This is a genomic window from Rhodoferax antarcticus ANT.BR (assembly GCF_001938565.1).
Classification (GTDB): Bacteria; Pseudomonadota; Gammaproteobacteria; order Burkholderiales; family Burkholderiaceae_C; genus Rhodoferax; species Rhodoferax antarcticus.
On the sequence record NZ_MSYM01000003.1, the window covers coordinates 1 to 5,097 of the forward strand.

The 5,097-nt window shown below is 54.7% G+C and carries 6 protein-coding genes; 4 read left to right on the forward strand and 2 right to left on the reverse strand.

Features of this window, described 5'->3' with window-relative positions; translation table 11 throughout:
- Positions 1–239: 239 nt before the first annotated feature.
- Complete coding sequence (locus tag BLL52_RS01460; protein WP_075584977.1) at positions 240–1,304, reverse strand: porin; 1,065 nt, start codon at positions 1,302–1,304, stop codon at positions 240–242.
- A 316-nt stretch (positions 1,305–1,620) separates the two neighbouring features.
- Here BLL52_RS01460 and BLL52_RS01465 point away from each other — a divergent pair, with 316 nt between their 5' ends.
- Entirely contained in the window at positions 1,621–2,337 is a 717-nt protein-coding gene (locus tag BLL52_RS01465; protein ID WP_075584978.1) for a hypothetical protein, read from the forward strand.
- A gap of 10 nt (positions 2,338–2,347) precedes the next feature.
- Here BLL52_RS01465 and BLL52_RS20180 read toward each other — a convergent pair whose 3' ends face one another.
- Positions 2,348–2,806 carry a hypothetical protein gene (locus tag BLL52_RS20180; RefSeq protein ID WP_075584979.1) on the reverse strand — a complete coding sequence of 153 codons (459 nt, stop codon included), beginning with the start codon at positions 2,804–2,806 and terminating at the stop codon, positions 2,348–2,350.
- Between BLL52_RS20180 and BLL52_RS21935 the strand changes: the two genes are divergently transcribed.
- The 3 genes from BLL52_RS21935 to BLL52_RS01480 all read left to right on the forward strand — a co-directional run.
- A complete protein-coding gene (locus BLL52_RS21935) occupies positions 2,780–2,893 on the forward strand; it encodes a toxin-antitoxin system HicB family antitoxin (protein WP_083633722.1) in 114 nt (37 codons plus the stop codon). The genes BLL52_RS20180 and BLL52_RS21935 overlap by 27 nt on opposite strands.
- A gap of 60 nt (positions 2,894–2,953) precedes the next feature.
- Entirely contained in the window at positions 2,954–4,531 is a 1,578-nt protein-coding gene (locus tag BLL52_RS01475; protein ID WP_083633723.1) for an ATP-binding protein, read from the forward strand.
- Between the two features lie 93 nt (positions 4,532–4,624).
- Positions 4,625–5,097: AAA family ATPase (locus BLL52_RS01480; RefSeq protein ID WP_198930580.1), on the forward strand; the 473-nt coding region annotated here is incomplete at its 3' end.

Below are 5,097 nucleotides of genomic sequence, written 5' to 3' on the forward strand. Positions count from 1 at the left end.
GCCAAAGCGGGGGCTTTTATAGAAATCCGAACCTGACCCCTTTTATTTGGAGCTAACCGTCAACTGACTTGAACTTGTAAATCGAGCCTGACCCCTTTTATATCCTCTCTACATTCAATAGCTGCTCACGCATATTTCATAAGGGCTAGCGGCCTAAAACATGTATAAAAAAACCCCGCCATGTTGCCACGGCGGGGTTTTTTGGTTTTAACCATCGGCTGGCTTACGCCAGCGTTGGATTAGAACAAGTGGACAACGCCAACGGCAGCAGCGGTGGTCTTGGCTGTTTTGAAGGCAGCGACTGTGTTTCCTGACTCAAGGTCACTTTTGAACATGCCAGCGTACAAGGCAGTGCGCTTGGACAAGCTGTACTGGCCAGCAAGGGTGTAACCCTTAGAGTTCAATTCAGTCAAACCAGCACCGGTGCTGTTTGAATTGACGTAACCAAGCATCACAACCGCAGCAGCGCTGACAGGAATGTTCAGACCTAATTGGTACTCTTTATCGTCACGCGTTGCGTCCGAAGCCTTGTTGTAGCCACCAGTCAACTTGACAACGCCGAAGTCGTAGGTACCAGCGATCAGGGTGTTCTTGGTAGTGGTAGATGCAACGCCAGTCGACAGGTATGGTGCCTTGAATTCTTCATAAGCCACGCCAACCAGGAGCGGGCCCGCAGCGTACTTCACGTGAAAGCTAACATTTGAGCCATTTTTGTTAGTTGCAGGTGTTGCTGCTTCATCAATGCCGTACGTGACAGAAGCGCTCACACCGCCGAAATCAGCAGAGTCAAAACGCACTGCATTGCTGGTGCGTTGGGTGTCTCTGGCGACGCCAGATTTCCAGATGTCATCTGTCTGAGCGATATTGCCATTGGTGATGTTATCGGTTGCAGAAAACAAAGAGAAGTAAGAAGTGTAAACACGACCCAAATTAACCGAACCAAAACCGCCGGACAAACCTACGCTAGCTTCGCGTTCAAACGCTGTCTGAAATGTGCCCGCTGTTGGGCCTGCACCCATCGCACCGGTGTCAATATTGAAATTGCTTTCAAGTTTGAAGTTGGCCTTCAAACCGCCACCCAGGTCTTCAGTACCCTTCAAGCCCCAATAAGTCGTACGCAAAAGGCTCGAGTCAATTTTGGTTTGAGACACCGATGCAACTGCATTCGCAGGCGTGTTAGCAGTCGTTTCGGTCTTGACATTAGCCAAGGCAGCATCCAGACGGCCATACAAAGTCACAGAAGACTGCGCCATAGCGGCACCGGAAACAGCCAGAACGGCCAACGCGATTAGCGATTTTTTCATTTGAGAGTTCTCCAAGGTTTAACGAAGGGCTCCAACAGGCTGTCGATTTAGCCTGCCGGGCCAACCCCCTAATGCAGGAAGTTAAATCCTATTGAAGCAGACATTTATGACACTTGCCCCCTCCCAAACCCCAAACGGGCACGATTCCGGTGCATTCGTTGTGCGTTTGCAACGCCTTGTGTTGGTCAGCGGAATGATCTCAGCGGTAGATACAGGGTGTTGGGGTCGGCGCGCATTCTCACACCGGTACAAACAGCGCCGGGCTGACAGGTCTTCCTGCCTCAGGCTACGCGCTGCCATCACTTTTGGATGCACTATGCAAAAGAACACCGCACCGCTGCCTGATTGGGAGCTTGTGCTCTCATCCGCGGCACGCCTTCAACGCATCTTGCCTGATGCCGTATTGGTTGGCGGCACGGCATCCGCAATTCATGCTGAGCATCGTTTTTCGCGTGATGCGGATCATGTTTTGACTGACCTGCGTAGTCGCTTTGATGATGTGCTCACGCAGCTTGAATCGGTGGCTGGCTGGAAAACCGCCCGAGTGCAACGTCCGGTGCAAATTCTTGGCAGTCTTGACGGCATCGAAACCGGGGTTTGGCAACTGATCCGAGACGATCCGTTGGAAACGACGGTTGTGGACTATCACGGTGTACGGATTACCGTTCCGACTGAGGGTGAAATTCTGCGCATCAAAGGTGTGCTTATTCTCAAGCGCAACGCGACGCGGGATTACCTTGACTTTGTTGCATTAGCTGATCACATGGGCGATGACAGTATTGCGCTTGCGTTGCGATCATTTGATCGCTTGTACTACCAAGCCAACGGTGAATCACCTTTGCAACAATTGCTAGTTCAGCTCGCCAATGCCGTGCCATACGACCTGGAAGAAACCGAGCTGAGTGAGTACAAGAGTCTTGATCCGCGCTGGCATGACTGGGGTGTGGTGAAAGCAGATTGCGCGCACATCGCAACCGTCATTTTTGATCGTGTCTGCGATTGGCAAGCTGACCACTGCGGCGAGGCTTCTTGACTGATGTGGATCATGCTGCCCTCTTGGTAGGCCCGAGCGGTAGATACAGTGTGTTAGGCAAATCCGCGCAGGCTATGCAACCATAGCGCAGGTAAAACAACTTGGCCTTTTCGCGTTTGGCGTCGACCAGCAGCGCATAAGCACCTACCTGCATTTTGGCCGCCATCAGCTTTGCCCCCAAGCCAGCGCCCATGCGGCCGCTGTTGCGCGCCAGCCGCCCCACGCGAAAACATGGCATCGGGTAACGCGGCAACTTCTTGCGTTCCAATTCAGTGAGTTCCCCGGTAGCTGTTCGCGCCGCTTGCAAAGTCGGGTTAGGGGCAACTGCGGTGCCGACTACCGCCTGGCAGCGCGATAAACCCGTGATGCCGGTAGAAGGCTGCTGCTGCCTCGTCTTTGGCTCCAGTGCAGGCGACGGCCGAGGCGGCGACAGCAGCACCTGATGCTGCGCATAGAGCCCCGCATCCATGCATCAGCCCTGCGCCGAGCGGCCCAAGCGGGTCAAAGTCTGAACAAACGGGCGGCTGCCGTTTTGGAGAAAGCGGCCTGCGCCTGAACGGATCAGGCGTCGACTGAGGCGCGACTTGGGTTGAGGTCTTTCTTCTAAAATGCCGCGATGTCCGCCATCGCCCCCGCCCCCACAGCCTTGCCGCGCAAAAAGCTGCCCATTGGCATTCAGACGTTTCGAGAGATTCGCGAGGACAACTGTTACTACGTGGACAAGTCGGGCATGGCGGTTGATTTGATTCAAACCGGCAAGGCGTATTTTTTAAGCCGCCCCAGGCGCTTTGGCAAAAGCTTGTTTCTCGACACGCTCAAAGAGCTGTTTGAGGGCAACCGGGCGCTGTTTACCGGTTTGGCGGCTGAGCCGGTTTGGGACTGGAGCCGCAAGTTTCCGGTGATTCGGGTGAGCTTTTCTGATGGCGTGCTGCAAAGCCGGGCACAGCTTGACCAGCGCATTCGCGAGCTATTGCGTGTTAACCGGGAGCGGCTTGGTCTGAGCTTGCCAGCGGGCTTGCCGGAGACAGACTTGGCTGGCAGTTTTGCCGACCTGATTCGTCAAGCTCACCAAGCCAGCGGCCAGCGCGCCGTGGTGCTGATTGACGAATACGACAAGCCGATTCTGGACAACATCGACCACTCAGGCGTGGCCGCTGAGTTGCGCGATGGGCTTAAAAACCTGTACTCGGTGCTCAAAGGCTCAGACGAACATTTGAAGTTTGTGTTTTTGACCGGTGTCAGCAAATTCAGCAAGGTGAGCCTGTTCTCGGGGCTCAATAACCTGACCGACATCACACTGGAAGAGCGCTACAGCGCGTTGTGTGGCTACACCGATGCGGACGTTGACATGGTGTTTGCGCCAGAGCTGCCAAGCTTGGACCGCAAGCTGATTCGCGATTGGTACAACGGCTATAACTGGCTGGGCACGCCGGTTTACAACCCGTTTGGCTTGCTGCTGTTGTTTCGTACCCGCCAGTTCAAGGCGCACTGGTTTGAGACCGGCACGCCGACATTTCTGATCAAACTGCTGCGCGAGCGCCAGCAGTTCACCCCGGATTTGAGCCGCATCGTTGCCTCGGAAGCGCTGTTGTCCACCTTTGATGTGGACAACATTCCAGTCGAAGCGCTGATGTTCCAGGCCGGATACCTCACCATTGCCGATGTTTGGCAGGTTCCCGGACGCTCGGAATACACGCTGAAATATCCCAACCTTGAAGTCCAGACCAGCCTCAATGACTGTTTGTTACAAAGCCTGACCGATGGCCGGAGCCCGCCCGTGGGCAAGCTGTATCGGCTGCTGCAAGCACAAGACTTTGCCGGCCTGAAAACCCTGTTGCACTCGTTTTACGCCAGCATCGCCAACGACTGGTACCGCAAGAACGAGCTGTCGGGCTTTGAGGGCTACTACGCCAGCATTTTTTACAGCTACTTTGCCGCTTTGGGCGTGGACATCCGTCTGGAAGACCCAACCAACTTTGGCCGCATCGACATGACGGTGCTGTTTGCCGGCCAGGTGTTTTTGTTTGAGTTCAAGGTGGTCGAGCTGAACCCGGCGGGCAGCGCTTTGCAGCAGCTCAAGGACATGGCTTACGCCGACAAGTACCGCGCCCGCGCTGAGCCGATTCACCTGATTGGCGTGGAGTTCAGCAAAACCAGCCGCAACATTGTCGGGTTTGAGGTCGAGACGCTATAACTTCAATAGCTTCTAGCGCAATATGCGCGGGGGCTACAGGCTGTTTTGATTAAAAATTTTAGCAAGCCACTCATCGACTTCTAAAATTCCCCAATGATCGAAACCTCCCAACTCCCCACAGTCTTGCCGCGCAAAAAGCTGCCCATTGGCATTCAGAGCTTCACCAAGATTCGAGAGGATGACTGCTATTACGTGGACAAAACTGCGCTGGCGCTGCGGTTGATTTCCGAAGGCTCATATTATTTTTTAAGCCGCCCCAGGCGTTTTGGCAAAAGCTTGTTTCTCGACACGCTCAAAGAGCTGTTTGAGGGCAACCGGGCGCTGTTTACCGGTTTGGCGGCTGAGCCGGTTTGGGACTGGAGCCGCAAGTTTCCGGTGATTCGGGTGAGCTTTTCTGATGGCGTGCTGCAAAGCCGGGCACAGCTTGACCAGCGCATTCGCGAGCTATTGCGTGTTAACCGGGAGCGGCTTGGTCTGAGCTTGCCAGCGGGCTTGCCGGAGACAGACTTGGCTGGCAGTTTTGCCGACCTGATTCGTCAAGCTCACCAAGCCCTGAGACTGCCAAG